The sequence below is a fragment of the Pseudomonadales bacterium genome (genome assembly GCA_013215025.1).
Taxonomy (GTDB): Bacteria; Pseudomonadota; Gammaproteobacteria; order Pseudomonadales; family DT-91; genus DT-91.
This window is the reverse complement of record JABSRR010000136.1, coordinates 1-2,061: the sequence shown is the minus strand read 5'-3', so window position 1 is coordinate 2,061 and position 2,061 is coordinate 1. Positions and strand designations below refer to the sequence as shown.

The window sequence follows — 2,061 nt, the reverse complement described above, 5'->3', positions numbered from 1 at the left end:
TAACAACTTTAGATAGCTCATGATGCTCAATTAATAACTCTGGTAAATATAATGATTGAATCATATTAGCTTTATTAAAGCACTGAGGGTCATAATTAGTATTTTTTCCAAAAAGCTTTTCTATCATCTCATTGTTAAGGTCATTATTTAAGGGTGATATAAGAAGAAAATACTCCTCTAGTTTTTGTCGCTTTATTGATTCAAGTTCTTTTTTTCTCCATGTATCATGTTCTATTGCTGTTTTGATCGACTCCGATGTTTCAGTGGTTATAGCCACCTGCTTTTCAATGGTTTGAAGGCTTGATTCAATTGCTAAATATTTCCCTTTTTCTTTGCCTGCACTTGTATGGTCTAATTTCCATTCTTATGACTTATCCATTATAGATTTTTATAGTAAGTTGAAGCCCGTAACTAGCTGTAACTAGTTTACCGGAGTGGTATCTCGATGCTGCACAGGTTGAATAAACCGTTAACAAGCCTGAGACCTACTCCGACCCGATGATTTAACTCGAACAGTCGAATGAGCTTCAAGCTCGAATTTAGCAAGGAAGAGGTGCTATGACAAATAAAATAGAGAAATTCGGTATTAATATTGGCATCGATGTGGGTAAGTTCCAATTGGATATTTATCTACTTGAACGAGATCTTCACTTTACCGTCAACAATGATGATAAGGGTATTCGAGATGCGCTCAATCGCATCAAACGGTATTCAGTCGAACGTATTGTTCTGGAAGCTACAGGCCGTTATGAATTGGAATTCGTTACAGCCGCTTTCGATCAAGGTTTGCCGGTTTGTATTGTTAAACCTTTAGCCGTCAGACAGTTTGCACGTGCCTCAGATCAGTTGGCTAAAACCGACAAGATTGATGCNAGAATCATTGCNCAATTTGGTCAGATGATGAAACCACGTTTTAGTCTGCGGCAAAGTAAAAATCAGCGTCTTATCAANGACTTGGTTGTACGTCGTCGGCAATTAATTAACANGCGAACGATGGANCTTAACCGCCAGAAAATCATGGGAAGCACGATTGAACGCTCGTGCAATCGACTCATTAAAGCCATCAACAAAGATATACAGTGGACTCAGACCAAGCTTTCAAAAGCGGTTGAAGAGGAGTCAGCCTGGGCTGAACGCAGAGCGTTGTTATCAACCGTGCCAGGCGTTGGTGACACACTCATTTACACATTACTGAGCGATATGCCAGAGCTAGGCACATTAAACAATAAAGAGATTGCAGCGCTTGCTGGTTTAGCACCGATTAACCGCGATAGCGGCAAACTCAAAGGAAAGCGTCGTATACAAGGTGGCAGAGCTCAAGTACGTACCACGCTCTATATGGCGACAATGAGCGCCATACAATGCAACCCGATCATTAGTGGTTTTTATCATCACTTAGTTGCCCAAGGTAAACACAAAAAAGTGGCACTTACGGCGGCTATGAGAAAGTTTATAACCATCTTAAATGCCATGGTTAGAGACAACGCAGTATGGGCATATTAACTATGAAATGATTTATTTTTAGCTAGGGGTTGAACCACAGTCGCTGTTATTTGTGAACATTTAAGCGCCTAACAGTGGAAGTTTTTTGAGCTTATGATATTGCAGTGCCATTGATATACAGCCTTTAAGTTCAGCTAATGGTATTGGCTTTGAAAGCGGAATAGCTATTTCTCTATTCCCAACATATTGCAGTGAGGAGCCATATATTTCTTTGTATGTTTCTATAAGCAATGTTTTATAATTGACGAATACTGATACTTTATCAGGGTGCTTTGGCTTCCAATCTATTCGAATGGGACTCCCAATCTTTGATGAATAACTCGGCTCTCCCCATTTAAGCTGTTCGGTAATGTCACCCAAATTTTCTTCTGCCGCGATATTAAAAATAAGCTTTCTGATGTCTTCTAGCTTCTCGCGGGCATCGTATGGATAAGACGCAAATTTATTTTGTATTTCTTTATCCACTAGGCTGTCCTTAGGTCTTTGCACATAACGGCGCCAACCACACTTGCATGTAGTTGTGCTGCAACTTGTTAAATTACTCTAGCTATACCACGG

The 2,061-nt window shown here is 39.9% G+C and carries 2 protein-coding genes and 1 pseudogene; 1 reads left to right on the top strand and 2 read right to left on the bottom strand.

Annotated features, from left to right (window positions below):
• Positions 1-340: pseudogene (locus HRU21_09140) on the bottom strand (hypothetical protein).
• A 218-nt stretch (positions 341-558) separates the two neighbouring features.
• On the opposite strand from HRU21_09140, the gene HRU21_09135 reads away from it, so the two are divergent.
• Positions 559-1,503, top strand: coding sequence for an IS110 family transposase (locus HRU21_09135; GenBank protein ID NRA42455.1), 945 nt, complete (start codon positions 559-561; stop codon positions 1,501-1,503).
• Between the two features lie 60 nt (positions 1,504-1,563).
• Here the strand turns inward: HRU21_09135 and HRU21_09130 are convergent, their stop codons facing one another.
• On the bottom strand, positions 1,564-1,968 hold the full coding sequence (locus tag HRU21_09130) for a DUF1801 domain-containing protein (protein NRA42454.1): 405 nt from the start codon (positions 1,966-1,968) through the stop codon (positions 1,564-1,566).
• Positions 1,969-2,061 lie beyond the last annotated feature (93 nt).